This is a genomic window from Streptomyces humidus (genome assembly GCF_014649655.1).
Lineage (GTDB): Bacteria > Actinomycetota > Actinomycetes > Streptomycetales > Streptomycetaceae > Streptomyces > Streptomyces humidus.
Window position 1 is genome coordinate 49,648 of record NZ_BMTL01000013.1, and the last position, 26,010, is coordinate 75,657.

Genomic DNA, 26,010 nt, shown 5'->3' on the forward strand with positions numbered 1-26,010 from the left:
ATGGGTGGGGTCAGGGCTTTCGAGGCGGCGGCGGGAGCCGGCGGGGCGGGGATTCCCAGCCCCGCCCCGCCGGCTCCCAGTCGCCTCTGCCGCTAAGGCCATCAGTTCCTGGCCAGTTCCTTGATCGCGATGTTGAGTTCGAGGACGTTGATCGTCGGCTCGCCGAGGAACCCGGCGGTCCGGCCGTCGGTGTGGTCCTTCACCAGCTTTCGGACCTGCGCGACCGTCAGACCGTTGTGCTCGGCCACCCGCTTGACCTGGATGTCCGCGTACTCCTTGGAGATGTCCGGGTCGATCGCCGAGGCGGAGCCGGTGACCGCGTCCTTGGGGACCTCGGACTGCGGTACGTCGTTGAACTCGGCGACCTGTTTCTTGGCCGCCTTGACGTTCTTGACGAGGGTCGGGTCACTGGTGCCGAGCTGGCTGGAGCCGGTGGACAGCGGGTCGTAGCCGCTGTTGGAGGGGCGGCCCTGGAACCACTTCGGGTCCGGCTTGTCGGTGCCCTTGATGTTCCAGCTCTGGCCGATCAGCGCGGAGCCGACCTCCTTGCCGTCGACCTTCACCATCGAGCCGTTGGCCTTGTCGTGGAAGGCCAACTGCCCGATACCGGTGACCGCCAGCGGGTAGAGGACGCCGGTGACGACGGTGAGGACCAGCAGCATGCGCAGGGAGGCCCACAGCATCCGCGCGGTGTTCGTAACGGAGTTGTTCATGGCCTTCAGCCGATCCCAGGGATGAGGGAGATGAGCAGGTCGATGATCTTGATGCCGATGAAGGGGGCGATCAGTCCGCCGATGCCGTAGATCCCGAGGTTGCGGCGGAGCATCTTGTCGGCGCTCATCGGCCGGTACTGCACACCCCGCAGGGCGAGCGGGACCAGCGCGATGATGATCAGCGCGTTGAAGATGACCGCGGACAGGATCGCGGAGTCCGGCGAGGACAGGTCCATGATGTTGAGCCTGTCCAGGCCCGGGTAGACCACCGCGAACAACGCCGGGATGATCGCGAAGTACTTCGCGACGTCGTTGGCGATGGAGAACGTCGTCAACGCGCCCCGGGTGATGAGGAGTTGCTTGCCGATCTCGACTATCTCAATGAGCTTGGTCGGGTTCGAGTCGAGGTCGACCATGTTGCCGGCCTCCTTCGCGGCCGACGTACCCGTGTTCATCGCCACGCCGACGTCCGCCTGAGCCAACGCGGGCGCGTCGTTCGTACCGTCACCGGTCATCGCGACCAGTTTGCCGCCCGCCTGCTCCCGCTTGATCAGCGCCATCTTGTCCTCGGGCGTGGCCTCCGCGAGGAAATCGTCGACGCCGGCCTCGTCGGCGATCGCCTTGGCGGTCAGCGGGTTGTCGCCGGTGATCATGACGGTTTTGATGCCCATGCGGCGCAGCTCGTCGAACCGCTCCCGCATGCCCTCCTTGACGACGTCCTTGAGGTGGATCACCCCGAGGATGCGAGCGCCGTCAGTGTCCTCGACGGCGACGAGCAGCGGTGTGCCGCCCGCTTCGGAGATCCGGTTGGACAGGATGTCGGCGTCGCCGGACACCTCGCCGCCCTGCTCCCGCACCCAGGCGATGACCGAACCAGCCGCGCCCTTGCGCACCTTGCGTCCGTCGACATCCACGCCGGACATCCGGGTCTGGGCTGTGAAGGCGATCCACTCGGCGTGCGCCAACTCACCCTGGTGCCGCTCGCGCAGCCCGTACTTCTCCTTCGCCAGGACGACGATCGAGCGGCCCTCGGGCGTCTCGTCGGCCAGCGACGACAGCTGCGCCGCGTCGGCCACCTCGGCCTCCGTCGTACCCGTCACCGGCACAAACTCCGACGCCTGACGGTTGCCGAGCGTGATGGTGCCGGTCTTGTCCAGCAAAAGGGTCGACACATCGCCCGCCGCCTCGACCGCCCGGCCGGACATGGCCAGTACGTTGCGCTGCACCAGCCGGTCCATGCCCGCGATGCCGATCGCGGAAAGCAGCGCGCCGATCGTCGTCGGGATCAGGCAGACGAGCAGGGCCACCAGCACGACCATCGTGAGGTGCGTGCCCGCGTAGTCCGCGAACGGCGGCAGGGTGGCCACCGCGAGCAGGAAGACGATCGTGAGCGACGCGAGCAGGATGTTCAGCGCGATCTCGTTCGGCGTCTTCTGCCGGGCCGCGCCCTCGACCAAGGAGATCATGCGGTCGATGAAGGTCTCGCCGGGCTTCGTCGTGATCTTGATGACGATGCGGTCGGAGAGAACCTTCGTACCGCCGGTGACGGCGCTGCGGTCGCCGCCGGACTCGCGGATGACCGGGGCCGACTCACCGGTGATCGCGGACTCGTCGACGGACGCCACGCCCTCGACGACGTCACCGTCGCCGGGGATGATGTCGCCCGCCTCACAGACGACCAGATCGCCGATGGTCAGCTCGGTGCCGGGCACCTGCTCCTCCCCCTTGCCGTCCTTGGACAGCCGGCGCGCCACGGTGTCCGTCTTGGCCTTGCGCAGGGTGTCCGCCTGCGCCTTGCCGCGGCCCTCGGCCACCGCCTCCGCCAGGTTCGCGAAGACCACCGTCAGCCACAGCCAGGCGCTGATCGCCCAGCCGAACCAGTCGCCCGGGTCCTTGAAGGAGAAGACCGTCGTCAGCACCGAACCGACCAACACCACGAACATCACGGGCGACTTGACCATCACCCGCGGGTCGAGCTTGCGGACGGCGTCCGGCAGCGACTTCAGCAGCTGCTTCGGGTCGAAGAGACCCGCGCCGACGCGTCCCTCTTCCTTGTGGCCGGTGGGCACGTCGCTGTGCGGCGCCCGGGTCGGGGTAACCGTGGACATCGAGTCCTCTTGCTTCTTGATGTTGGCGGTCATGACGCCAGCCCCTCGGCGAGCGGGCCCAGCGCGAGAGCGGGGAAGAACGTCAGACCGGTGATGATCATGATCGCTCCCACGAGAAGGCCGGTGAACAGAGGCTTCTCGGTGCGTATCGTGCCCGCGGTCTCCGGGACGGACTTCTGCTCGGCGAGCGAGCCGGCCAGCGCCAGCACGAACACCATGGGCAGGAACCGGCCCAGGACCATGCACAGGCCCAGCGTCGTGTTGAAGAAGTCCGTGTTCGCGCCGAAGCCCGCGAAAGCCGAGCCGTTGTTGTTCGAGGCCGAGGTGAAGGCGTACAGCACTTCGGAGAAGCCGTGTGCCCCGATGTTGGTCATGGCGTCCTTGCCTTCCGGCAGGGCCATGGCCACCCCGGCGCCGATCAGTACCAGCGCCGGCGTGACGAGGATGTAGCAGGCCGCCAGCTTGATCTCGCGGGTGCCGATCTTCTTGCCCAGGTACTCGGGGGTACGGCCGACCATCAGGCCGGCGAGGAACACCGCGATGATCGCCATGATCAGCATGCCGTAGAGGCCGGATCCGGTACCGCCGGGCGCGATCTCGCCGAGCATCATGCCCAGCAGCAGCACGCCGCCGGACAGGCCGCTGAAGGAGTCGTGGAAGGAGTTGACCGAACCGGTCGAGGTCATCGTGGTGGAGACCGCGAACACCGAGGACGGGCCCTCACCGAAGCGCTGTTCCTTGCCCTCCATTGCGCCGCCCGCGAGTTGCGAGGCCGTGCCCGGATGGGCGTACTCGAGCCAGGTCACCGCGATCACGCCGGCGAACCAGATGATGCCCATCGCGGCCACGATCGCGTAGCCCTGTTTGACGTTGCCGACCATCTTGCCGAAGGTGCGCGGCAGAGAGAACGGGATCACCAGCAGCAGGAAGATCTCCAGCAGGTTGGTGAAGCCGTTGGGGTTCTCGAACGGGTGGGCGGAGTTGGCGTTGAAGAAGCCGCCGCCGTTGGTGCCCAGGTCCTTGATGGCCTCCTGGGAGGCGACCGCGCCGGGGCTGATGGCCTGCTTGTCACCGGTCAGTGTGGTGATCGTGTGGATGTCACCGAAGTTCTGGATGGCGCCCGCCGCGATGAGCAGGACCGCCGCGACCACCGAGATCGGGATCAGGATGCGGACGATGCAGCGCACCAGGTCCGCCCAGAAGTTGCCCAGGTCGCCGGTGCGGGACCGGGCGAAACCGCGGACCAGCGCCACCGCGACGGCGATGCCAACGGCCGCGGAGACGAAGTTCTGCACGGCCAGACCGGCGGTCTGGGTGACATGGCTCATCGCCACCTCGCCCGAGTAGGACTGCCAGTTGGTGTTCGACACGAACGACGCGGCCGTGTTGAACGCCTGGTCCGGGCTGATCGGCTTGAAGCCGAGCGACAGCGGCAGCTTGTCCTGGACCCGCATCAGCAGGTACAGGAACAGCACGCTCACCGCGGAGAAGACGAGCATGCCGCGCAGGTACGCCGGCCAGCGCATCTCCGCGTCCGGGTCGGCACCCACCGAGCGGTAGATCCACCGCTCGACGCGCAGGTGCTTCCCGGACTGGAAGACGGCGGCCATGTAGTCGCCGAAGGGACGGTGCACCAGAGCGAGCGCGCCGACCAGCGCGATCACCATGAGCACATCAGCAAGAACGGAGCTCATGTCGGGGACTCAGAACCTCTCCGGGAAAATCAGGGCGAGGACGAGATAGCCCAGCAGAGCGACGGCCACGACCAGGCCGACGATGTTCTCGGCGGTCACAGCTTCGTCACCCCCTTGGCGACGAGAGCCACCAGCGCGAACACCGCGATCGTGACGACGACGAAGGCCGCATCGGCCATCGCAAGCTCCTGGAAGAGGTTCGGAAATCCGTAAGAGGATCGGACCGCTACAGGAAACCTGCCTCCCGGGCCGAATTCGAGGGTGCTTAACGGCTCCCTTACGCCGGCCCGTACACCCTTGACGCATCCCATACGCCCAGCCCCGCCAACCCTGTCTCATCATCACGTACGACGTCCGGGCAACGCCGACGACGGGGCAACACCCTGGCCGACCCACAGCCTGAGCCGGGCCCACGCGCCCGAGCGACGGGCAAAGCGTTAAGGACGAATCGCCGACCCGTTAGCAACGCGTCAAGAAACACGGAAGGGCACAGCTACGGGCCTACCTTCGGCGTTATGGGGCGCCGTATCGATGGGCACGGGATCGACGGGATCGATGGAGATTCCGGCGAACGTGCCCTCCCGTCCGAGGGGCTGGTCCACGACCGTCACTGGGCCACGGAGCTGCGCAGCGCGATCGCGTGCGCCGGCTCGTTCCTTGGGCTCCTACTGCTGGTGGACGCGGCGGCCGGGACGTCTTCCCCGGCGCGCGTCGCCTTGTGGAGTGGACTCGCGCTGTTGCTGTTCCTCGTCCTGGTGCCACCGCGAGTGACTGCCGGCGAGGGATGGCTGGGAGTACGCGGTCCCTGGCGCACGCGCCTGGTGCGGACGGACCGTCTGGTGTCCGTACCCACGAAGGGGAGCGCAGGCCAGCGCCTGGTCCTGCGGGACGCGCTGGGCGGCCGGGTCGAGTTCGATCCGCGCATCCTGACCGCCAACCCTCTCCTGTGGCATCGCCTCGACACCGACGTACGCATCTCGGCGAGCCGGGGGTCCCTGCGTCAGGGGTGGGCCGCACTGGGCGGGCTGTCGGAACGCGTTGACCGCGAAACGGCGTTGGCGATCTTCAAGGTATCCGGCCTGGAGGAGTAGCCGGGCGGTTCGTCAGCCCGCCCCCCTGGCTATGACGTCGTCAATCAGGCTCTGTCAGCGATCACGGAGAGCCGTCACGGTCGGTGAGAGTGGCGTTCAATTCCCGCGTCTGCGCCGGGGCGCGCCGTACCAGATATCGCCAGACGTGACGCTCCCTCAGGTACGTCGAGACCGGGCCTCGGCATGCTGGACGCCGCATGCCGTGAATCGACGCTGGCCATCGCCTCTCCGTGATAGGGCCCAGCAGGGATCCATGTCGCGATATAGCGTTAGCCTTCTTCTCGCGCCGCTGCCTGCGTCGCGCGGAGACGTTCGGCAGGACCAGGACGGAAGTATGTCGGGAGAGATTTCACCCATCGGGGGAAGGACTCCAGCCTCGAATCGTCGCCCGAGCTGAGGGCCTCTCATCCGGACCGGGAGCCCCCGCGACGTCGTCGCCGTCTTCATCCCCGAATACGTCGTCGGCCACTGGTGGGAGAACCTCCTCCACAACCAGTCCGCCCTCTGACTCAAGAGCCGCCTCCTCTTCACCCCCGGCGTGATGGTCACCAACGTCCCCTGGCAGCTGACCTCCTCCGCCCGCGCCGACCACCCGGCCGGCCGCGCCCCCGGTTCCGTCTGCCGCGGCGAACCCCCGAACTCAGCCGAGCGCCCGGACAGCCCTCTGGGATCCCGACGCCCATAGCAGGCCCCACCTCAGCAGAGGCCGACAGTCTGGTGCTCAGCGGAACTCCGCAATGCGTGGCCGCAACCCGAGCACCGTGAGCAGGCCCGCGACAAGCAGTGCACCGCACGTCCACGGCAGCAGCCCGGACACGGCGGACCGGCCACCGCTCACCGAGGCGGCGAAGTGCTCACGGTTGATGGTGATCAGCTGGTCGAGCGCGTCGCGCGTTGGACATGCCCGGTTCCCAACTGATGCAGAAGGCGACCGCGGCACGCTCCTTCCCGTGCGCCACCAGCGCGCGGATCTTCCGGTCGTCGCGCTGGTAGGCGGCGTACGTCTCGACCGTCTTCTCGGCCGCCGCCCGCTCCCCGGTGAAAGTGATGTTGTCCAGCTCGCGCCGGAACTCGCCGGTGAAGCGCAGGTCGTCGTGATCGGCACGGTAGGCGTTCCACGACCGGCCGAGCTCGCCGTCGTACGAGGCGAGGGTCGCGCCCTTGAGGCCGTACAACTGCTGGGACTTGGCGAGGAACGACCGCGCGTACTGGTCACGGCGCTTCGGATCGAGGAGGTAGCGACTCTCATCGGCGTTCGCGTCGTACGCGATGGCGCGGGCACACGAGAGGGCGACGACGGAGTCGAACGCGTCGCGCCGGGCCCCGCGCAGATGCCCGGCGGAGGCGGACAGCATCTGGCCGCCGAGGACGACGGCGAGCAGGGTGCAGACAGTCGCGGCCAGAACGCCGGGGTTGAGGGTCCGGTGGAAGCGGCGGGCCAGGTACCACTGCAGGACACCGAGCGCGGCGAGCGGCAGCCCGCCGAGCACTGCGGCGGCGGCGAGCTGGGCGGACAAGGCCGAGCGGGCGCTGTCGTACTCGTCCTCGAAGGCACGGTTGTTGGAGGCCACCAACGCGCGTGCCCCGGGCAGGAGTCGGGCCTGGAGCAGATCGGTGGCCCTACGGTAGTCCCCCAGTGCGGCCGCCTTGCCGCCGGCCCGGCCGTCGTTCTCCAGAGCGCGAGCGCCTCGACCCGCTGAGCTCACCACCCCGGTTGCCCGACGTCCCCGAACCGCGAGCCGACGACCTAAGGCCCTTCCTCGGGCACTGGAGCCCTTACGGACCGACCTATTGAGCGCCCGCTCCGCCAACGTCCGACCCGCCGAACTACGGCATGCAGGAACTCGGCCTAGTTTCCTTCGAGTTCCTGCAAGACAGCCCGCGGGCACGCGCCCTCCACCTGGCACGACCTGCACAATCAGTCAGGTGACATCCCGTCAGAACGAGCGTCATTTCAGCGTCACGAGCGTCATTTCAGCGTCAAGATATCGCCGGTAACGCCCACACCGCACATAATGCGCACGCACAAAAGCGCAGGTCAGGAGCCCTTCGCGGCCGGTTCGAGGATGGCGACACACTCCACGTGATGCGTCATCGGGAACAGGTCGAACGCCCGCAGCGTCCGCACCCTGTACCCCCCGTCCCGGAAGTACCCGAGGTCGCGGGCCAGTGCGGCCGGGTCGCAGGCCACGTAGGCGATCTTGCGCGCGCCCAGGGACGACAGGTGCTCCACCGTCTTCTTGCCCGCTCCCGCCCGCGGCGGGTCCAGGACGATGAGGTCGACCTCGGTGATCCCGGTGCGCGGGAGCACGCTCTCGACCTTGCCCTGCTCGATCCGCACCCGGTCGAAGCCCGCGAGGTTGTGCCGGGCGTCCTCGACGGCGCGCTTGCCGGACTCGATGCCGAGCACCGCGCCCTTCTCGCCGAGGCGGTCGGCGAGCGCTCCGGCGAAGAGGCCGACGCCGCAGTACAGGTCGAGCGCCATGTCGCCCTTGCGCGGCAGCAGGCCCTGCATGACAGCCTTGACGAGGGTGTCGGCGGCCTGCGGGTGGACCTGCCAGAATCCGCCGCTGCCGACGCGGTACGTCCGGCCGTCGGCACGCTCACGGACGAAGGCGCGGCCGTGGACGCGATGGATGCCGCCGTCGTGCTCCTCGACGCGCATGACGGAGACGGGCCGGTCCAGCTCGACGAGGGGCAGGCGGGCGCCCGGCCGCGGTTCGAGGATCACCATGCGGTCCTGGGAGCCCGTCGCGGCGATGGCGTCGACGGACTCCATCCCCGACCAGTCGCGCTTCTCGATGCCCAGCTCGCTGACGCCCTCCGCGGCGATCATGCAGTGCTCGATCGGCTCGACCTCGTGGGAGCGGTGGCGGCGCAGACCGGCATTGCCGTCGGCGTCCACCGCGTACTGCACGCGGGTGCGCCACTGCGGCACCTGTCCGGCGGGCAGCTTGTCGCCCTCCGCCGGCATCACGGTGCCGTCCCAGCCGGCCTCCTCGGGCGTGAGGCCCGCGAGCCGCTGCAGCTGCTCGGCGATCACCTCGCCCTTGAGACGGCGCTGCGCGCCGGGCTTGGCGTGCTGCCAGTCGCAGCCGCCGCAGCGCCCGGGGCCGGCGTAGGGGCAGGGGGCTTCGACGCGGTCCTTGGAGGGCTCCAGGATCCGTACGGCGTCCGCCCGCAGGAAGCGGGCGCCCTCCTCGCCGTCGGTGACCCGGGCCACGACCCGCTCACCGGGCAGGGTGTGCCGGACGAACAGCACCTGACCCGCCTCGGTACGGGCGATGCAGTGGCCGCCGTGGGCGACGGGCCCGACCTCGACCTCGTACTCCTCGCCGACGAGGGACGCCGCCTGCGACTTCTTCGGTTCTGCCTGCATGGCGGGGGGACTCCACAACGTCGAACGAGGAACGGCCGGACAACAGCCCACCAGTCTACGTGGCTGTCGTCCGGCCGTTCACCACGCGCCGGTGCGCGCAGCGGGGTCAGTGCTTGTCGTCCGGTCCCTGGGCGCCGGGCGCGCCGCCGGAACCCGACGCGGAACCCGACGACTCCTTGGGACGGCCCACGTGTGCGGGGCCACGCCGCACGGAACCCGGGGCGTTCCACTCCTGGCGCCTGCGCGCCCGCTTCCTCGCCGCCTCGGAGGACTGCAGCTGGTATGGGACGGACGTGACCATCACGCCCGGTGTGAACAGCAGCCGTCCCTTGAGCCGCAGCGCGCTCTGGTTGTGCAGCAGGTGCTCGTACCAGTGGCCGACCACGTACTCGGGGATGATCACCGACACGGCGTCGCGCGGCGACTCCCGGCGCAGGCTCTTGACGTACTCGATGACCGGCCGCGTGACCTCGCGGTACGGCGAGTCCAGCACCTTGAGCGGCACGTCGATCCCGCGCCGCTCCCACTCCGCGCGCAGCGCCTTCGTCTCGGCCGGGTCGACGTTGACGGTGAGCGCCTCCAGGGTGTCGGAGCGCATCAGCTTGGCGTAGGCGAGGGCGCGCAGCGTCGGACGGTGGATCTTCGAGATCAGCAGCACCGAGTGGACGCGCGAGGGGCGGACGCTGTCGTCGCTGGGGCCCTCGGGGGCGGCGATCTCGGCGGCGACGCCGTCGTAGTGGCGGCGGATCGCGGTCATGACTCCGTAGAAGATCACCATGCCGAGCAGGGCGACCCAGGCGCCGTGCGTGAACTTGGTGAGGAGGACGACGACCAGCACCAGACCGGTGAAGAAGGCGCCGAAGGTGTTGATCGCGCGCGAGCGGACCATGTGACGGCGCTTGGCCTGGTCGGTCTCGGTGGCCAGAAGGCGGTTCCAGTGGCGGACCATGCCGGTCTGGCTGAGGGTGAACGACACGAACACGCCGACGATGTACAGCTGGATCAGCCGGGTGGAGTCGGCGCCGTAGAGGACGACCAGCAGCATGGCCGTGCCGGCGAGCAGCACGATGCCGTTGGAGAAGGCGAGCCGGTCGCCGCGGGTGTGCAGCTGGCGGGGCAGGTAGCGGTCCTGGGCGAGGATCGAGCCGAGCACCGGGAAGCCGTTGTAGGCGGTGTTCGCCGCCAGGAACAGCACCAGGGCGGTGGCCGCGGCGAGCACGACGAAGAAGAAGCTGCCCTTGCCGAAGACGGCCTCGGCGACCTGGGTGATCACCGGGTTCTGGACGTAGCCGACGCCGACGCCGACCCCGTTCTTCAGCAGGTCCGTGGCCGGGTTCTCGGCCATCCGGACCTTGGTGACCAGGGCCAGGACGATGATCCCGCAGAACATGGTGACGGCCAGCAGCCCCATCGCCGCGAGCGTGGTCGCCGCGTTCTTCGACTTGGGCTTGCGGAAGGCCGGCACGCCGTTGGAGATCGCCTCGACGCCGGTGAGGGCGGCACAGCCGGAGGAGAAGGCGCGCAGCAGCAGGAAGACCAGTGCGAAACCGGCCAGCCCCTGGTGCTCGGCCTTGATCGTGTACTGCGAGGTGGGCGCCCGCATCGCGTCGCCGAGGACCAGCCCGCGGAAGGCGCCCCAGGCGATCATGATGAAGACGCCCGTGACGAACACGTAGGTGGGGATCGCGAAGAGCTTGCCGGACTCCTTGACTCCGCGCAGGTTCATCAGTGTCAGCAGCACGATGACGGCGACGGCGCAGGCCACCTTGTGCTCGACGACGAACGGGATCGCGGAGCCGAGGTTCTCGATGCCGGAGGAGATGGAGACGGCGACGGTCAGGACGTAGTCGACGAGCAGCGCGCTGGCCACCGTCAGCCCGGCCTTGGGGCCGAGATTGGTGGTGGCGACCTCGTAGTCGCCGCCGCCGCTGGGATAGGCATGGACGTTCTGCCGGTAGGAGGCGACCACCGTGAACATCAGCACGACGACCGCGAGGGCGATCCATGGGCTGAAGTGGTAGGCCGACACGCCCGCGATGGACAGGACCAGCAGCACCTCCCCGGGCGCGTAGGCCACGGAGGACAGCGGGTCGGAAGCGAAAACGGGTAGGGCGATGCGCTTCGACAGGAGCGTTTCTCCTAGTCGATCACTGCGCAGTGCACGCCCGATCAGAATCCGTTTGGGCACGTCGGTCAGTTTGGACACAACTGAGGATCGTAGGCCTTCGAACACGGGGCCGCCCACCCTCCCCCGGGCTCAGCCGGGTGACAGGTCGCCGCGTCTGCCTCCCGAGTGAAATCGGCCAGGCCCGGGCTGCGGATTCCGCAGCCTCGACGATCGTCGTGGCTATATGACAATCCCCCGTCCCCTGACGCCCTTCGGAGGGTCCATGCACACGACCGCGGAGATCATCGGCGCCGTCGGCACCCTCGTCGGCCTCGGAATCCTTACTTTCCTCAGTCTCTGGAGCATCAGTCGACGGTAGACCGGACGAACCGCGCGCCGGCCGTGCGCGGGGGTGCCCTGGGAGGACCGCGCGTGTGTAGCTTGGGCTGCGGTCTGAGACCCTGTTCAAGGCCGAGTGCCATGGACAGGGCAGAAAACTTATCGACTTCTTTACTTCTTGACCTCGGAAGGACGGTCGTGCACATCGTCATCATGGGCTGCGGCAGAGTGGGTTCCGCTCTCGCGCAGACCCTGGAGCAACAGGGGCACACGGTCGCGGTGATCGACCACGACCCCACCGCCTTCCGACGACTCGGCTCCGGTTTCGGCGGCCGTCGTGTCACCGGCGTCGGCTTCGACCAGGACACCCTGCGCGAGGCGGGCATCGAGGAGGCCGGCGCGTTCGCCGCCGTCTCCAGCGGAGACAACTCCAACATCATCGCCGCCCGTGTGGCCCGCGAGATGTTCGGCATCGAGAACGTCGCGGCCCGTATCTACGACCCGCGCCGCGCCGAGGTCTACCAGCGTCTGGGCATCCCCACCGTGGCGACCGTCCGCTGGACGGCCGACCAGATGCTGCGGCGGCTGCTGCCCTCGGGCGCGGAGCCGCTGTGGCGCGACCCCACCGGCGGAGTCCAGCTCGCCGAGGTGCATGCCGCCGCGTCCTGGGTCGGCCACAAGATCAGCAAGCTGCAGGAGGAGACGGGCGTCCGCGTGGCGTTCCTGACCCGCCTCGGCGAGGCGATGCTCCCCAGCTCGCAGACGGTCCTCCAGGAGGGCGACCTGGTGCACGTGATGCTGCGCACCGACGAGGTCGAGAAGGTCGAGGCCTCGTTCGCCGAGGGTCCCAGGGAGGACGGTCACTCATGAGGGTCGCCATTGCCGGAGCCGGCGCCGTCGGCCGTTCGATCGCCGGTGAACTGCTGGAGAACGGCCACGAGGTCCTGCTCGTCGACAAGGCGCCGACCGCCATCTCGGTCGAGCGCGTCCCCCAGGCCGAGTGGCTGCTGGCCGACGCCTGCGAGATCACCTCCCTGGACGAGGCCGCGCTCCAGCGGTGCAACGTGGTGATCGCCGCCACCGGCGACGACAAGGTCAACCTGGTCGTCTCGTTGCTGGCCAAGACGGAGTACGGCGTCCCGCGCGTCGTCGCCCGCGTCAACAACCCGAAGAACGAGTGGCTCTTCAACGAGTCCTGGGGCGTGGACGTCGCCGTCTCGACCCCGCGTCTGATGTCGGCCCTGGTCGAGGAGGCGGTGAGCGTCGGCGACCTGGTCCGGCTGCTCCGCTTCAGCCACGGCGACGCCAACCTCGTCGAGCTGACCCTGCCCGAGGAGTCGGCCCTGGCCGGCACCCAGGTCGGCGACGTGGAGTGGCCGGAGGACACCTCCCTGGTCACCATCATCCGCGGTACCCGCGTCCTCACCCCGACCCGCGAGGACTCCCTCGAACCGGGCGACGAGCTGCTCTTCGTGGCCGCCCAGGCCAGGGAGGAGCAGTTGGAGGACCTGCTGTCGGTCCGCAAGGAGGACACCGGCAGCTGACCCTCGGTCCGAGGGGTGCGCTCGGGGGATGCGCTCCGAGGAATACGGTCCGAGGGACGCGCTCCGAGGGATACGACGACGGGGGCGCCCTGAGATCTGACGCTGTCGGTCAGATCTCAGGGCGCCCTTTCACGCCTGCCCGTCTCCCCCACCCGGCCCCTCTGCCCACGGGTGCGACCCGCGCTCGAGGACGCGCCCGTTCACGGCCGCGGCGCAGGTCCGGGGACGCGGCCATCGAGGACGGTCGGTCACCGGCAGCGCCGGAGACTACCTGTCCCGACGGTGCCGTCCACCGGCGTCCGACGAGGCCCCCTCGGTCTTTGCGGCCTGCGCGGCCTCCGCCGCGTCCGCTGCCTCCGCGGCCTTCTCCTCGGCCTCCATCTCCGCGAACACGTCGATCGGCGCGGGCGCCTTGGCCAGGAACACCCAGGTCAGCCAGACGGCGAGCAGGAACGGCGGGATCTTCAGCGCCACCAGCACCCAGCCCAGCTGCGCGGTGTTCGCCCACCAGTACAGCGGGAAGAGAATCGCGCACTTGGCGAGCAGAATCAGACCCCAAGCCCAACTGGCCTTGGCGTAGGCCTTCTTGCGCCCAGGGTTGCGGGTCCGCCAGGAGAGGTTCTCCTTGAAGACCGGGCCGAGGATCAGACCGATCAGCGGCACCCCGCACAGCGTCGTGACGATGTAGGCGAGGGCCAGCCCCAGCGTGTAGAGCATGCCTGGCAGATAGAAGTCCTTGGCGTTGCCGGTCATCATCGCGAAGACCACGCCGAACGCGACGCCGAAGACCCCGCTGAACGCGTGCTTGACGGTGTCCTTCATGGCCAGGCGGACCACGACCAGGACCAGCGACACCGCGAGCGCGGCGATCGCGGACATGTGCAGGTCCTTGTTGATCGTGAAGATCGTGACGAAGAGCAGGCCGGGCACCACCGTCTCGACCATGCCCCGCACGCCGCCGAACGCCTCGAACAGCGCGGCCTCGGTCACCGCCCGGGCGTCGGCCGCGGCCCTGTTCTCCGCGGTCGTGTCTTCGGTCGGCTTGTCGAGCGACGTCACCGGCTACTCCCTACCCAGGGGTCTCAGTTCGTACTTGGGGTTGAACAGCACCCGACGGCCACGGCTCATGGAGACCCGGCCCGATGCGATGAGCTTGCGCCCCGGTTCTATTCCCACGATGGAGCGCCTGCCCAGCCACACCACGTCGAGTGCCGCACTGCCGTCGAACAGTTCGGCCTCCAGGGCCGGGACTCCGGCGCGCGGCCGCAGGGTGACCGTGCGCAACGTACCAGTAACGGTGACTATCTGCCGGTCCTGGCAGTCTCCGATCCGCGTGCAACCGGCCGTCTCGGCGTCCTCTCGCAGCTCCTCGGACTCCAGGTCCTCCTGCGACGAGGAGAGCCGGTCGAGCATGCGCCGGAACCGGCCGACCGGCTTTTCGGAACGAGGAACAGCGTTCATATCTGAAGCGTACCGGGGCCCGCAGACAGAGCCGCACCCGCGACGGCACCCGCCCGCGACCCCCGAGACGGTGGCCTAGGTCGTGGCCGCCGTACGCGGAACCCGTACCCATGGGCGTATGCGGAACCCGTACCCGTGTCCCTGCCCATCGGCGTACGCGCGACCGTACCCATGCCCGTGCCCGCGGTCGTCGCGACGTCCGCCTCCCGGCCCGTGGCTGCGGCCCTACCGCTCGAACCGGTATCCCATCCCCGGCTCCGTGACGAAGTGCCTCGGATGCGAGGGGTCCGCCTCCAGCTTGCGTCTGAGCTGTGCCATGTACACGCGCAGATAGTTCGTCTCCGTCCCGTACGACGGCCCCCACACCTCCTGCAGCAGCTGCTTCTGGCTGACCAGGCGACCGGTGTTGCGCACCAGCACCTCCAGCAGGTGCCACTCCGTGGGCGTCAGCCGTACGTCCTTCCCGGCCCGGTTCACCTTCTTCGCGGCCAAGTCCACGGTGAACTCGTCGGTCTCCACCAGGACCTCGCCCTCGCCGCCCCCGGCGGGCTCGGCGCGGCGGACGGCAGCCCTCAGCCGGGCCAGCAGCTCGTCCATGCCGAACGGCTTGGTGACGTAGTCGTCGGCGCCCGCGTCGAGCGCCTCGACCTTCTCGTCGGAGGAGTGGCGTGCGGACAGCACCAGGATCGGCACCCTGGTCCAGCCGCGCAGTCCTCTGATCACCTCCACGCCGTCCATGTCCGGCAGCCCGAGGTCGAGGACGACGACGTCCGGGTGGCGGGCGGCGGCGAGCCGGAGCGCGGTGGCGCCGTCATGGGCAGCGTCGACCTCGTACTTGCGGGCCTTGAGGTTGATCACGAGGGCGCGCACTATCTGCGGCTCGTCGTCGATCACGAGGACCCTCGTCGGAGCCTGGGGCGTCCCGTCGGCCGCGCTCAGCATGAGGCCTGCCTTTCGGGTCTTGCGGTGTACGTGTCCGGCCCAGGAGCCGGGCCGGGATGCGGCCCTGGGTCAGGGCCGGGATGCGGCCCGGGGTGTGACTCGGGGCGTGGTCCGGCCGCGCGCAGGGTGAGGACCATGGTGAGTCCCCCGCCAGGGGTGTCCTCCGCGTCGAGGGTGCCGCCCATGGCCTCGGCGAAGCCTCGGGCGACCGCGAGGCCCAGCCCCACTCCGGCGCCTCGCGGGGCGTCGCCGTAGCGCTGGAAGGGGGCGAATATCCGCTCCTTGGCCTCGTCCGGGACGCCTGGTCCACGGTCGACGACCCGTAGCTCGACCCGGTCGGACAGAGCGCTCGCCGAGACCAGCACGGGTGCACCTCCCGGACTGTACTTGACGGCGTTCTCCACCAGGTTGGCGACCGACCGCTCCAGCAGGCCGGCGTCGACGGCGACCATCGGCAGCGTCTCGGGGATGTCCAGCTCGACGCGGACCTGCGGGTCGGGCACTCCGCCGAGCGCCATCGGCACCACCTCGTCGAGGTCGGTCTCGCGGATGATCGGCGTGACCGTGCCCGTCTGGAGACGGGACATGTCCAGCAGGTTGCCGACCAGGTGGTCGAGACGGTCCGCGCCGTCCTCGATGCCTTCCAGCAGCGCCGCCCGGTCGTCCTCGGACCAGGCCACGTCGTCGGACCTCAGACTCGAGACCGCCGCCTTGATCCCGGCCAGCGGCGTGCGCAGGTCGTGGCTGACGGCGGCCAGCAACGCCGTGCGGATGCGGTTGCCCTCGGCCAGCGCGCGGGCCCGGTCGGCCTCCTCCTGCAGCCGCCTCCGGTCCAGCGCGACGACTGCCTGCGCGGCGAACGCGGCCAGCACCCGCCGGTCCTCCGCGGGCAGCACCCGCCCGGTGAGCGCCAGCGCCGTGCGGTCGCCGACCGGCACCTCCACGTCCGCGTCGTCGGGCCGTTCGACCGGGCGCCCGAAGCCGACATGGCCGGCGCGGGTCCAGGGCTCGCGGTCGCCCGCCCGCTCCAGGAGCGCCGCCGACTCCATCCCGAAGGTCTCCCGCACCCGCTCCAGCAGCGCCTCGAGGCTGGTCTCGCCCCGCAGGACGTTGCCCGCCAGGTAGGACAGGATCTCCGACTCGGCCCGCAGCCGGGCCGCCTGGTGGGTGCGCCGGGCGGCGAGGTCCACCACCGACGCCACCGAGATCCCGACGCCGACGAAGATCACGATGGCGACGATGTTCTTCGGGTCGGCGATGGTCCAGCGGTGCAGGGGCGGCGTGTAGAAGTAGTTCAGCAGCAGTGAGCCCACGGCCGCCGAGGCCAGCGCGGGCAGCAGGCCGCCCAGCAGGGCCGCGGCCACGGTGACCGCCAGGAACAGCAGCATGTCGTTGGCGAGGCCGAGGTGGACGGTGCTCAGCAGCAGCGCCACCAGCGCCGGGCCGGCCACGCCGACCAGCCAGCCCCAGACGATCCGGGCCCGCCCGAGCCTGGCCCCGCGGGCCACGGGCAGCCCGCGCCCCTTGGCGGCCTCCTCGTGGGTGACGATGTGGACGTCGAGGTCCGCCCCGGACTCCCGGGCGACGGTCGCGCCGACCCCGGGCCCGAAGACGTACTGCCAGGCCTTGCGGCGCGAGGAGCCGAGCACGATCTGGGTCGCGTTGACCCCGCGGGCGAAGTCGAGCAGCGCGGCGGGCACGTCATCGCCGATCACGTGGTGGAAGGTGCCGCCCAGGTCCTCCGCGAGGGTGCGCTGCACCGCCAGTTCCTTGGGCGAAGCCGAGGTGAGCCCGTCGCTGCGCGCGATGTACACGGCCAGCACCTCGCCGCCGGCGCCCTTCTCCGCCAGCCGCGCCGCCCTCCGGATGAGCGTGCGTCCCTCCGGGCCGCCGGTCAGCCCGACCACGATCCGCTCGCGCGAACCCCAGATCGCCGACACCCGGTGCTCGCTGCGGTACTGCTGCAGGTACTCGTCGACCCGGTCGGCGACCCACAGCAGGGCCAGTTCCCGCAGGGCCGTGAGGTTCCCGGGCCGGAAGTAGTTGGACAGGGCCGCGTCGACCTTGTCCGGCCGGTAGACGTTGCCGTGCGCCATCCGGCGGCGCAGCGCCTGCGGCGACATGTCCACCAGCTCGATCTCGTCGGCACGCCGGACGAACTCGTCGGGCACCGTCTCCTGCTGCCGGACGCCCGTGATGAACTCCACGACGTCGCCCAGGGACTCCAGGTGCTGGATGTTCACCGTGGAGATCACGTCGACGCCGACGGCGAGCAGTTCCTCCACGTCCTGCCAGCGCTTGGCGTTGCGGGAGCCGGGAACATTGGTGTGGGCGAGTTCGTCCACCAGGGCGACCTTCGGGGCGCGGGCGAGGACGGCGTCCACGTCCATCTCGGTGAAGGCGGCGCCCCGGTACTCCAGCTCACGGCGCGGGAGCTCCTCCAGGCCGTGCAGCATCACCTCGGTACGCCGGCGGCCGTGATGCTCCACGAACGCCACCACGCAGTCCGTGCCGCGCTCCATCCGGCGATGGGCCTCGGACAGCATGGCGTACGTCTTGCCCACGCCGGGTGCGGCACCGAGGTAGATCCGAAGCTTGCCGCGTGCCATGGCCTCATTGTCTTCCTGTCATTGCTGCCTACGCAGCGTCGACCTTACGGCCAACACTTCCGGGACGAGGGGCGGGACGAGGGCCGCGACGCGCCTTTGACGCAACCCTGACGCGTGGCGGACGCCCGCGCCCCTCAGCCCTTCATCGGATGAGCCCTCCCCATCGGTTCACGCGGGATCGTCCGGTGTCCGGCCTGGGGGCCGAGGGCCTGCCGCAGCCGCTCCCCCGCGTCGGTGCCGTGCAGGTCCTGGCCCTGGACCCGGCTGGTCTCGGCGACCTGCGAGACGGGGGAGATGCCGTACCCGGTGCGGGTGAGGTCCCGGCAGGTCTCCTGCGTCGAGCGGAGAGGCCAGGTCCGGGCCAACGGGCCGGACCTGGCCTCATGTGCAGGGATCAGGACGCGCGCAGGGCACGCCGAAGGGCCGCACCCCCGAAGAAGGGGTGCGGCCCTGTCAGCCGTGCGTCGCGTCGACGAGTCGAACAGCCGGCCCTCCGGCGGGGCGGCGGGTCAGCGGACCTCGGTGATCTCCGGTCCACGCTGAAGCTGGCCCATGCCACCGGAGAAGCGGGAGCTCTCGTCCTGCTGCTGGACGCCCTCGGGCACCATCTGCGCGTCGTTCGGCAGCTTGAGGACGATCGGGTCGCGAGGCGCCATCGGACCCTCGCCGCGGACCACGACCGTGTCCCGGAAGATCTGCTCCAGCAGACCCGCCGCCTGCGGCTGCACCGCGCCCTGGCCGGAGATCACCCCGCGCAGGAACCAGCGAGGACCGTCCACGCCGACGAACCGCACGACGTGGAAGCCGCCCGTGCCGTCCGGCAGCTGCACCGGCACCTGGGCCCGCAGCTCCCAGCCCAGCGGGCCCTCGACCTCGTCGACGATGCCGCCCTGCTGCGTGATGCCGGAGCCGATCTCCTCGCGCACCTCGCCCCAGATGCCCTCGCGCTTGGGAGCGGCGAAGGCCTGGAGCTGGATGGCGCTGTCGCGCAGCACGACGGTCGCGGCGACGATCGCGTCGCCGGCGACCTCGACCCGCAGCTCCATGCCGTCGACCCCGGGCACGAAGAGCCCGCCGAGGTCCACGCGGCCCTCGGCCGGGTCGCGTACCTCGGAGTCGTCCCAGGGCCCGTCGGGCCGCGGCTCCGGCTCGAGCCGCACGCGTTCGCGCTCGCCCTCCACGTCGTCCGCCTCAGTGTCGACACTGTCGACGACCTGCTCGGCCTCGCCGGCCGCGTCCTCGGCGGCACCCTTCTTCTTGCGACGTCCGAACACGTCACTGTCCTTCCCGGTCGGATACGACCGAAGCGTATCGATTCCCACCCGTCGCGCCGCCCTCGGCGGCCTGACCGCTTGTACCGCTTGCGCCGCCCACGGCGGCATGCCCGCCGGTGGACCCGAAGCCCCCTGCGGCCCGCGCCGATCCGGGAAGCTCCGCCACCTCCTGGAAGCGAACCCTCTCGACCTGCTGGACGACCAGTTGGGCAATCCGGTCGAAGCGCTCGAACCGCACGGACTCGTGCGGGTCGAGATTCACCACGATCACCTTGATCTCCCCACGGTACCCGGCATCAACCGTCCCCGGGGCATTCACGAGGGCGACGCCGCATCGGGCGGCAAGTCCCGAACGCGGGTGCACGAAGGCCGCGTACCCCTCCGGCAGGGCGATGGACACCCCCGTCGGCAGCACGGCCCGCTCCCCCGGCGCCAGTTCCCGGCTCAGGGTGGTGCGCAGGTCGGCCCCCGCGTCCCCGGGGTGCTCGTACGCCGGAAGCGGTACGTCGGGGTCGACGCGCCGGATCAGGACGTTCAGCGCGTCACTGCTCACGGATTCACCTCGAAGGCGCGAGCGCGCCTGATCCGGTCCGGGTCGCTCATGGCGGCCTGGATCTCCTCCTCGCGGCCGTGCTGCACGAAGTGCTCGACCGCGACCTCCACGAAGAGCGCCTCGGCACGGACGGCGAGGGGTCCGTCGGGGCCACCGATCCGGCCGACGGCACGCGAGTAGATCTTGCGTCGGGCCACCGCGGTGACCTCGGCCTCCAGGTGGAGCGTGGCGCCGACGGGGACGGGCCGCAAGAAGTCGGTCTCCAGCCGTCCGGTCACCGCGATCGTGCGCAGCAGCCAGTTCAGCGAGCCGAGCGTCTCGTCGAGAGCCGCTGCCAGGATCCCGCCGTGGGCCAGACCCGGCGCGCCCTGGTGAGCGGGCCGCACGGTGAACTCGGCGGTGACGCTCACCCCCTCGCCGGCCCGCGTCTCCAGGTGCAGCCCATGGGGCTGCCCGCCGCCGCATCCGAAACAGTGTTCGTAGTGGGCGCCGAGTAGCTCACCGGGTGCGGGAGCGTCGGGATGCCGTACGGGTTTCACGGCGTCGGCCGGAGGCTCAAGAGCTGCGGAATTACCACTCACAGCCGCAGACCTTACCCGCGCGTCCGCCGTGTTCGGACACCGTGCCAAGCTTGGCTTCATGCAGCTCTCCGCCGCCCCTTACGAAGAACGCCTCACCGCCCCCCGCTCGTGGTGGTTCGTCTCGTTCCTCGTGGGCGTCTCCATGGCCCTGATCCTGTTGCCCTTCGGCACCCTGCCGTTGCTCGGCGGCCTGGTCGGCGGCACCGCTGCCGCGGCCGTCGTGGCCAGCTCCTACGGCTCCCTGCGCATCCGGGTCGTGGGTGACTCCCTCATCGCGGGCGAGGCGAAGATCCCGGTCGCGGCCCTGGGCGAGGCGGAGATCCTGGACGCGGAGGAGGCGCGCGCCTGGCGCACGCACAAGGCCGACACCCGTGCCTTCCTGCTGCTGCGCTCCTACATCCCCACGGCGTTGAAGGTGGAGGTCACCGACCGGGACGACCCCACGCCGTATCTGTATCTGTCGACGCGGGAGCCCGAGCGCCTGGCGCAGGCCATCGCGGCGGCGCGGGAAGCGAAGGCGTAGGCCGGGGAAGCCCCCGTCGTCGGTCGGCCCGGCAGTCGTCGGACGTCAGCGCCCGAGCCCGTCGGGGCTTCCGGGGATCTCCCCCATGGTCAGCGGATCCGCGGGGCTCTCCAGCGCCGGCAGTTCCGTCAGCTCGTCCCAGGGGACCTGCATCCTGCGCAGATCGGCGCGGACCTTCGCGGCGACCCTTCTGGTGTCCCGCCGGTTCATGACCGCGCCGACGAGGGCGCCCACCATGAAGGGCATCAGATTCGGCAGGTCGCGGACCATGCGCTTCATGATCTGCTGGCGCAGCTCGCGCTTCATCTGGCCGCCGAGGGCCGAGTTGACCGAGGACGGCTTCAGCACGTCTATCCCGCGTTCGCCCGACCACGAGCGCAGATACGCGGTACTGCGGTCCTTGAGACTGCCCGTCGGCCGCAGGCCGTAGACCTCGTGGAGTTCCGCGATCAGTTTGAGCTCGATCGCCGCGACCCCGGTGATCTCCGCGGCCAGTTCGGTCGGCATCGCGGGCGGCACGGGCAGCATCGCCGCCGCACCGATGCCCGCGCCGACGGTGGACGTGGCGTTCGCCGCGCCGGCCACGAGTCTGTCGGCCATCTCCTCCGGTCCGAGCCCCGGGAACTGCCGACGAAGCGTCTGAAGGTCCCGTACGGGGACCCGGGGGGCGATGGCGATGATCCGGTCGGCCAGGTGCCCGAGGCCCGCTCTGGCCCGCCTGCCGCCCTGTCGGGCGCCTTCCAGGGCCAGGCCCTTGGCCCTGTCCCGGATGACCGCCGCCCTCCGCCTTGCAACGGGGGCGGCGATCCACGCCGGTACCGGGAGGTCACTCCGGCCCGCCGCGGGTTCGAGCGAGGCAGATCCCGCCGGGACTGCTCCCGTGCCGGATGAGCCTCGCTCGTCGTCACGCACGCCGTGAGGGCCGTCGGACGGCCCTTTGTCCGTTCCCCGCAGGGGGAAGCGGCGCTTCCTGGGAGGGGTCGAGCCAGTCACGGCCGACCCCGCCTCAGTCGCAGTCGCGGCAGATCGGCTGACCGTTCTTCTCCCGGGCCAGCTGGCTGCGGTGGTGCACCAGGAAACAGCTCATGCAGGTGAACTCGTCCTGCTGCTTCGGCAGCACCCGGACAGCCAGTTCCTCGTTCGAGAGGTCTGCGCCGGGCAGCTCGAGGCCTTCGGCGGCCTCGAATTCGTCGACGTCGACCGCGGAAGCGGACTTGTCGTTCCGCCTGGCCTTCAGCTCTTCAAGGCTGTCTGAGTCGACGTCGTCATCGGTCTTGCGTGGGGTGTCGTAATCGGTAGCCATTTCGCCTCTCCCCCTCTGGGTGTCTGCGGTGTCTCCAGCGCACGTAACGCGTGAGAGGCCGGACTTGTGCCCGCCTCGAGGCGGAGATTTTGCCTCACATCAAGGTCTGTTACTCAATCGACACCCAACCGAACTCCTCACGAGTGATCGGCTTGGATGGCGATCGGGACCGTACACGGTCCGATTGCCGCACTTCAAAGGCGTCTCACCGTGTACTTCCCGTGATCGGGACCCCCGAAAACCCGGATTTTCCGGGCTTTACGCGGGCATTCATGATCACGGAGAGTAGATGGCCGGAAATTCGCCCCTGTGATCGATCACACACGGAGGGGCCTGTCGTAAGCCCAGAAAATTCCGCGCAAAGCGAACATCCCCGCGTGTGTCGCGACATGATCTCAGACAGGGAAGCTGACTCGCATCACGAGCCCACCTCCCTCGCGCGGCCGGGCCTCGATATGGCCGCCGTGCGCCCGGGCCACGGACCGCACGATGGACAGACCGAGCCCGACCCCCTTGTCGCTGCCCGTCCGCTCCGTACGGAGCCGACGGAACGGTTCGAACAGATTGTCGATCTCGTACGCCGGAACGACAGGGCCGGTGTTCGACACGACCAGAACCGCCTGGCCGTGCCGGACGTCCGTGGTCACCTCGACCCAACCGCCCTCGGGCACGTTGTACCGCACGGCATTCTGCACGAGATTCAGCGCGATCCTCTCCAAAAGGACGCCATTGCCCTGAACCACCGCGGTCTTCTGCTCGCCGCGGATCACCACGCCCTTGGCAGCCGCCTCCCCGTGCACCTGGTCGACGGCCTGCTCGGCCACCTCCGCGAGGTCCACCGGCTTGCGTTCGACGATCTGGTTGTCGCTGCGGGCGAGCAGCAGCAGGCCCTCGACGAGCTGCTCGCTGCGCTCGTTGGTGGCCAGCAGCGTCTTGCCCAGCTGCTGCAGCTCCACCGGCGCTCCCGGATCGGACAGGTGCACTTCCAGCAGGGTGCGGTTGATCGCCAGCGGTGTTCTCAGCTCGTGCGAGGCGTTGCCCACGAAGCGCTGCTGGGCGGTGAACGCGCGCTGCAGACGCTCCAGCATGTCGTCGAAGGTGTCGGCCAGCTCCTTGAGCTCGTCGTCCGGGCCGTCCAGCTCGATACGACGGGACAGGTCCGAGCCCGCCACCGCGCGCGCGGTGCGGGTGATCCGGCCGAGCGGGGCCAGCACCCGGCCGGCCATGGCGTAGCCGAACGCGAAAGCGATGATCGCAAGGCCCAGGAGGGCGAGCAGGGAGCGGCTGAGGAGGTCGTCCAAGGCGCGCTGACGCTGGATGGCGTCGCACTGTTTGAGCACCGAGTTGATCTCCTCCACAGGGGCGGAGTTCACGGCGGGACAGCTCGTACTGGTGATCTGGAAGCTCGGTCCGCGAATCTGCAGGGCCTGGCCGCCGCCGCCTTCGTGCAGGGCCTGCGCGGCCAGCAGGTAGATGATCGACAGCAACAGGATGCCGGCGATCAGGAACATGCCGCCGTACAGCAGGGTCAGCCGTATGCGGATGGTCGGGCGGAGCCAGGGGAAGGGCAGCTGCGGGCTCCTGGGGTCCCAGGTGGGCTTCGGGGGCGCCTGGGGAGGGGGTGGGGTCGATGCCACGGCGATCAGATCCGGTAGCCCGAACCGGGGACGGTGACGATCACCGGGGGTTCGCCCAGCTTGCGGCGGAGCGTCATGACGGTCACACGCACGACGTTGGTGAACGGGTCGGTGTTCTCGTCCCACGCCTTCTCCAGGAGCTGCTCCGCGGAGACCACCGCGCCCTCGCTGCGCATCAGCACCTCCAGGACGGCGAACTCCTTGGGTGCGAGCTGCACCTCATTGCCGTCGCGGAAGACCTCTCGGCGGTTCGGGTCGAGCTTGATGCCGGCACGCTCCAGGACCGGCGGCAGCGGCACGCTGGTGCGCCGGCCGAGCGCACGCACGCGTGCGATCAGCTCGCTGAAGGCGAAGGGCTTGGGGAGGTAGTCGTCGGCGCCGATCTCCAGGCCCTCGACCCGGTCGCTGACGTCGCCGGAGGCCGTGAGCATCAGCACGCGCGTGGGCAGGCCGAGTTCGACGATCTTGCGGCAGACGTCGTCGCCGTGCACCAGCGGGAGGTCGCGGTCGAGGACGACCACGTCGTAGTCGTTGACGCCGATGCGCTCCAGGGCGGCCGCACCGTCGTACACGACGTCGACGGCCATGGCCTCCCGGCGCAGTCCGGTGGCCACCGCATCGGCGAGCAGCTGCTCGTCCTCGACGACGAGTACGCGCACGTCGCAGTCCTTCCTGTGTCCACCCGCGCAGCGTCATGGGACGCACGCGGGCGGGGGTCTCGGTGAGTGTCGCGTCCATCCTGCCCTTTTCGGCCATAAGTCGGCGGTAAGACGGGTGGGGGCACCCGAGGGTCAGGCGCGAGGCCCGGGAACGCGAGATTTTCTCGTCGGGTCGAGGTTTCCGCGGAGGGGAGCCAGGGGAGGACGGGTTTACACCCCGCGATCACGCTCTGCATGTGTCGCTGCACCATGTGGCACTACGCGGTCCGCTTGCCGCAGAGCGGGCGTGGGTGTCCGGCACCGTCGCCGCCCGGCAGGGCAGCGCTGGGCACCCGTGAGAGACGTGATCGCCCCTTCCCGACCCGGCACACCCCCGTGCCACCGACCCACGACCCAGGACGAGGGGGCGCAGCATGGACGCATTCACCGCAGGACTTCTGCAGCGCATAAGGGCGACCGAGACCGACCTGACGCGGGCTCGCGTCGAGGGCGACGACTTCCTCGTCGAGGTGGAGCAGGCCGAGCTCGACGACCTGCGCCGCCTCGCCGCCGAGCACGGTGTGGAGGTCGGCGCGACCAGCGTCTAGCGGCAGGCGCGTACGTGGAGGGGCCCCGGCGAATCCAGCGCCGGGGCCCTTTCGCGTGTCCGGGCGGCTGCGGCTCGGCCGTGCTCAGTCGTGCCAGGCGCCGAAGTCCTCCAGCAGGCGCTGGAGGGGCTCGAAGACGCCCGGAGTGGCGGCGATCGCGAGATCGCGTCCGGGACGCTCTGTGGGCCGTCCACCGGTCAGCGCGCCCGCTTCCCGGGCGATCAGGTCGCCCGCGGCGAGGTCCCAGGCGTGCAGACCGCGCTCGTAGTAGCCGTCGAGCCGGCCGACGGCCACGTCGCACAGGTCGACGGCGGCCGAGCCGCTGCGCCGGATGTCCCTGAGGAGCGGGATCAGCCGCTGCGCGACGTCCGCCTGGTGGGTGCGGACCTCGGTGACGTAGTTGAAGCCGGTCGAGACCAGGGCCTGGTCGAGGGGGGCCGCCGGGCGGCAGGCCAGGACGCGCTCCCCCGCCCAGGCGCCGGTCCCCCGGGCTCCGCCGCCGCGGACGGCGTGGAACGTCTCGCCGCGCATCGGGATCCCGACGACGCCGACCACGGTCTCGCCGTCCTGCTCGGCCGCGATGGAGACGGCCCAGGTGGGCAGCCCGTAGAGGTAGTTGACCGTGCCGTCGAGCGGGTCGATCACCCAGCGGACGCCGCTGCTGCCCTCGCTGGAGGCGCCCTCCTCGCCGAGGAAGCCGTCGTCGGGCCGACGCTCGGAGATGAAGCCGGTGATCAGCTTCTCGGCCGCGATGTCCATCTCGGTGACGACGTCGATGGGGCTGGACTTGGTGGCGGCGACCGCGAGGTCGGCCGGGCGGCCGTCGCGCAGGAGCTCGCCGGCGCGGCGGGCGGCCTCCCGGGCGAGCGCTAGCAGTTCTGTGTGCAGGGGGTCGGTCACACCGTT

24 protein-coding genes and 2 pseudogenes are annotated in these 26,010 nt (G+C 70.0%); 6 read left to right on the forward strand and 20 right to left on the reverse strand.

The genetic code is table 11. The features are described 5' to 3' along the window. Positions 1-101: 101 nt before the first annotated feature. Genes kdpC through kdpF form a run of 4 tightly spaced genes read right to left on the reverse strand, consistent with a single transcriptional unit; the run spans position 102 to position 4,614 of the window. Positions 102-713, reverse strand: coding sequence for a potassium-transporting ATPase subunit KdpC (kdpC, locus tag IE239_RS16995; RefSeq protein WP_190150173.1), 612 nt, complete (start codon positions 711-713; stop codon positions 102-104). A gap of 5 nt (positions 714-718) precedes the next feature. Further along, positions 719-2,854 carry a potassium-transporting ATPase subunit KdpB gene (gene kdpB, locus IE239_RS17000; RefSeq protein WP_190150174.1) on the reverse strand — a complete coding sequence of 712 codons (2,136 nt, stop codon included), beginning with the start codon at positions 2,852-2,854 and terminating at the stop codon, positions 719-721. Continuing rightward, positions 2,851-4,515, reverse strand: coding sequence for a potassium-transporting ATPase subunit KdpA (gene kdpA / locus IE239_RS17005; protein ID WP_190150175.1), 1,665 nt, complete (start codon positions 4,513-4,515; stop codon positions 2,851-2,853). The genes kdpB and kdpA overlap by 4 nt, the downstream gene beginning before the upstream one ends. 9 nt (positions 4,516-4,524) lie before the next feature. Further along, positions 4,525-4,614, reverse strand: coding sequence for a K(+)-transporting ATPase subunit F (gene kdpF / locus IE239_RS17010; RefSeq protein ID WP_016434100.1), 90 nt, complete (start codon positions 4,612-4,614; stop codon positions 4,525-4,527). A gap of 416 nt (positions 4,615-5,030) precedes the next feature. On the opposite strand from kdpF, the gene IE239_RS17015 reads away from it, so the two are divergent. Together IE239_RS17015 and IE239_RS17020 are read left to right on the forward strand one after the other, a co-directional pair. Next, entirely contained in the window at positions 5,031-5,606 is a 576-nt protein-coding gene (locus IE239_RS17015) for a hypothetical protein (RefSeq protein ID WP_229878140.1), read from the forward strand. Between the two features lie 406 nt (positions 5,607-6,012). Beyond that, positions 6,013-6,291: pseudogene (locus IE239_RS17020) on the forward strand (DNA-binding protein); the annotation flags it as partial. A gap of 169 nt (positions 6,292-6,460) precedes the next feature. On the opposite strand, the gene IE239_RS17025 reads toward IE239_RS17020, so the two are convergent. The 3 genes from IE239_RS17025 to IE239_RS17035 form a co-directional block, all read right to left on the reverse strand. Then, a complete protein-coding gene (locus IE239_RS17025) occupies positions 6,461-7,312 on the reverse strand; it encodes a hypothetical protein (protein WP_190150176.1) in 852 nt (283 codons plus the stop codon). A 332-nt stretch (positions 7,313-7,644) separates the two neighbouring features. Beyond that, positions 7,645-8,985 carry a class I SAM-dependent RNA methyltransferase gene (locus tag IE239_RS17030; RefSeq protein ID WP_190150177.1) on the reverse strand — a complete coding sequence of 447 codons (1,341 nt, stop codon included), beginning with the start codon at positions 8,983-8,985 and terminating at the stop codon, positions 7,645-7,647. Positions 8,986-9,091: 106 nt separating this feature from the next. Then, positions 9,092-11,191 carry an APC family permease gene (locus tag IE239_RS17035; protein ID WP_190150178.1) on the reverse strand — a complete coding sequence of 700 codons (2,100 nt, stop codon included), beginning with the start codon at positions 11,189-11,191 and terminating at the stop codon, positions 9,092-9,094. Positions 11,192-11,629: 438 nt separating this feature from the next. Between IE239_RS17035 and IE239_RS17040 the strand changes: the two genes are divergently transcribed. Both IE239_RS17040 and IE239_RS17045 read left to right on the forward strand, forming a co-directional pair. After that, complete coding sequence (locus tag IE239_RS17040; RefSeq protein ID WP_190150179.1) at positions 11,630-12,301, forward strand: potassium channel family protein; 672 nt, start codon at positions 11,630-11,632, stop codon at positions 12,299-12,301. Continuing rightward, positions 12,298-12,975 (forward strand): potassium channel family protein, encoded by a 678-nt coding sequence (locus tag IE239_RS17045; protein WP_020125145.1) that lies wholly within the window; start codon positions 12,298-12,300, stop codon positions 12,973-12,975. Before IE239_RS17040 ends, IE239_RS17045 begins: the two co-directional genes overlap by 4 nt. 267 nt (positions 12,976-13,242) lie before the next feature. Here IE239_RS17045 and IE239_RS17050 read toward each other — a convergent pair whose 3' ends face one another. The 8 genes and pseudogenes from IE239_RS17050 to IE239_RS17085 form a co-directional block, all read right to left on the reverse strand. Then, positions 13,243-14,034, reverse strand: coding sequence for a DUF3159 domain-containing protein (locus tag IE239_RS17050; protein ID WP_190150180.1), 792 nt, complete (start codon positions 14,032-14,034; stop codon positions 13,243-13,245). A 3-nt stretch (positions 14,035-14,037) separates the two neighbouring features. Further along, positions 14,038-14,436: an OB-fold nucleic acid binding domain-containing protein gene (locus IE239_RS17055; RefSeq protein WP_190150181.1), complete on the reverse strand. Its 399-nt coding sequence runs from the start codon at positions 14,434-14,436 to the stop codon at positions 14,038-14,040. 225 nt (positions 14,437-14,661) lie between these two features. Beyond that, entirely contained in the window at positions 14,662-15,378 is a 717-nt protein-coding gene (locus IE239_RS17060; protein ID WP_190150182.1) for a response regulator, read from the reverse strand. Beyond that, on the reverse strand, positions 15,372-17,987 hold the full coding sequence (locus tag IE239_RS17065) for a DUF4118 domain-containing protein (RefSeq protein WP_229878141.1): 2,616 nt from the start codon (positions 17,985-17,987) through the stop codon (positions 15,372-15,374). The genes IE239_RS17060 and IE239_RS17065 overlap by 7 nt, the downstream gene beginning before the upstream one ends. Before the next feature lie 191 nt (positions 17,988-18,178). Continuing rightward, a pseudogene (locus tag IE239_RS43475) lies at positions 18,179-18,325 on the reverse strand (alginate lyase family protein); the annotation flags it as partial. Positions 18,326-18,496: 171 nt separating this feature from the next. Next, positions 18,497-19,261: a DUF3710 domain-containing protein gene (locus IE239_RS17075; RefSeq protein WP_190150183.1), complete on the reverse strand. Its 765-nt coding sequence runs from the start codon at positions 19,259-19,261 to the stop codon at positions 18,497-18,499. A 1-nt stretch (position 19,262) separates the two neighbouring features. Beyond that, on the reverse strand, positions 19,263-19,814 hold the full coding sequence (gene dut / locus IE239_RS17080) for a dUTP diphosphatase (RefSeq protein ID WP_190150184.1): 552 nt from the start codon (positions 19,812-19,814) through the stop codon (positions 19,263-19,265). Continuing rightward, positions 19,811-20,395, reverse strand: a complete 585-nt coding sequence (locus IE239_RS17085; protein ID WP_190150185.1) for a PaaI family thioesterase — start codon at positions 20,393-20,395, stop codon at positions 19,811-19,813. The genes dut and IE239_RS17085 overlap by 4 nt, the downstream gene beginning before the upstream one ends. 58 nt (positions 20,396-20,453) lie before the next feature. Between IE239_RS17085 and IE239_RS17090 the strand changes: the two genes are divergently transcribed. Beyond that, positions 20,454-20,918 (forward strand): DUF3093 domain-containing protein, encoded by a 465-nt coding sequence (locus tag IE239_RS17090; protein ID WP_190150186.1) that lies wholly within the window; start codon positions 20,454-20,456, stop codon positions 20,916-20,918. A gap of 45 nt (positions 20,919-20,963) precedes the next feature. Here IE239_RS17090 and IE239_RS17095 read toward each other — a convergent pair whose 3' ends face one another. The 4 genes from IE239_RS17095 to IE239_RS17110 form a co-directional block, all read right to left on the reverse strand. Further along, on the reverse strand, positions 20,964-21,911 hold the full coding sequence (locus tag IE239_RS17095; RefSeq protein ID WP_190150187.1) for a hypothetical protein: 948 nt from the start codon (positions 21,909-21,911) through the stop codon (positions 20,964-20,966). Positions 21,912-21,924: 13 nt separating this feature from the next. Beyond that, on the reverse strand, positions 21,925-22,221 hold the full coding sequence (locus IE239_RS17100; RefSeq protein WP_003993510.1) for a DUF4193 domain-containing protein: 297 nt from the start codon (positions 22,219-22,221) through the stop codon (positions 21,925-21,927). A 395-nt stretch (positions 22,222-22,616) separates the two neighbouring features. Beyond that, positions 22,617-23,858: a sensor histidine kinase gene (locus tag IE239_RS17105; protein WP_190150188.1), complete on the reverse strand. Its 1,242-nt coding sequence runs from the start codon at positions 23,856-23,858 to the stop codon at positions 22,617-22,619. Between the two features lie 5 nt (positions 23,859-23,863). After that, positions 23,864-24,517: a response regulator transcription factor gene (locus IE239_RS17110; RefSeq protein WP_190150189.1), complete on the reverse strand. Its 654-nt coding sequence runs from the start codon at positions 24,515-24,517 to the stop codon at positions 23,864-23,866. A gap of 413 nt (positions 24,518-24,930) precedes the next feature. On the opposite strand from IE239_RS17110, the gene IE239_RS17115 reads away from it, so the two are divergent. Beyond that, on the forward strand, positions 24,931-25,104 hold the full coding sequence (locus IE239_RS17115) for a hypothetical protein (RefSeq protein WP_190150190.1): 174 nt from the start codon (positions 24,931-24,933) through the stop codon (positions 25,102-25,104). Positions 25,105-25,188: 84 nt separating this feature from the next. Here IE239_RS17115 and IE239_RS17120 read toward each other — a convergent pair whose 3' ends face one another. Then, positions 25,189-26,004 carry an inositol monophosphatase family protein gene (locus tag IE239_RS17120; RefSeq protein ID WP_190150191.1) on the reverse strand — a complete coding sequence of 272 codons (816 nt, stop codon included), beginning with the start codon at positions 26,002-26,004 and terminating at the stop codon, positions 25,189-25,191. Between the last annotated feature and the right edge of the window lie 6 nt (positions 26,005-26,010).

Bases quoted from the DNA above. Each gene is read 5' to 3' on its own strand.
- kdpC (WP_190150173.1), bottom strand. From the start codon at position 713: ATGAACAACTCCGTTACGAACACCGCGCGGATGCTGTGGGCCTCCCTG.
- kdpB (WP_190150174.1), bottom strand. From the start codon at position 2,854: ATGACCGCCAACATCAAGAAGCAAGAGGACTCGATGTCCACGGTTACC.
- kdpA (WP_190150175.1), bottom strand. From the start codon at position 4,515: ATGAGCTCCGTTCTTGCTGATGTGCTCATGGTGATCGCGCTGGTCGGC.
- IE239_RS17015 (WP_229878140.1), top strand. From the start codon at position 5,031: ATGGGGCGCCGTATCGATGGGCACGGGATCGACGGGATCGATGGAGAT.
- IE239_RS17030 (WP_190150177.1), bottom strand. From the start codon at position 8,985: ATGCAGGCAGAACCGAAGAAGTCGCAGGCGGCGTCCCTCGTCGGCGAG.
- IE239_RS17045 (WP_020125145.1), top strand. From the start codon at position 12,298: ATGAGGGTCGCCATTGCCGGAGCCGGCGCCGTCGGCCGTTCGATCGCC.
- IE239_RS17055 (WP_190150181.1), bottom strand. From the start codon at position 14,436: ATGAACGCTGTTCCTCGTTCCGAAAAGCCGGTCGGCCGGTTCCGGCGC.
- IE239_RS17060 (WP_190150182.1), bottom strand. From the start codon at position 15,378: ATGCTGAGCGCGGCCGACGGGACGCCCCAGGCTCCGACGAGGGTCCTC.
- IE239_RS17065 (WP_229878141.1), bottom strand. From the start codon at position 17,987: ATGGCACGCGGCAAGCTTCGGATCTACCTCGGTGCCGCACCCGGCGTG.
- IE239_RS17090 (WP_190150186.1), top strand. From the start codon at position 20,454: ATGCAGCTCTCCGCCGCCCCTTACGAAGAACGCCTCACCGCCCCCCGC.
- IE239_RS17100 (WP_003993510.1), bottom strand. From the start codon at position 22,221: ATGGCTACCGATTACGACACCCCACGCAAGACCGATGACGACGTCGAC.
- IE239_RS17115 (WP_190150190.1), top strand. From the start codon at position 24,931: ATGGACGCATTCACCGCAGGACTTCTGCAGCGCATAAGGGCGACCGAG.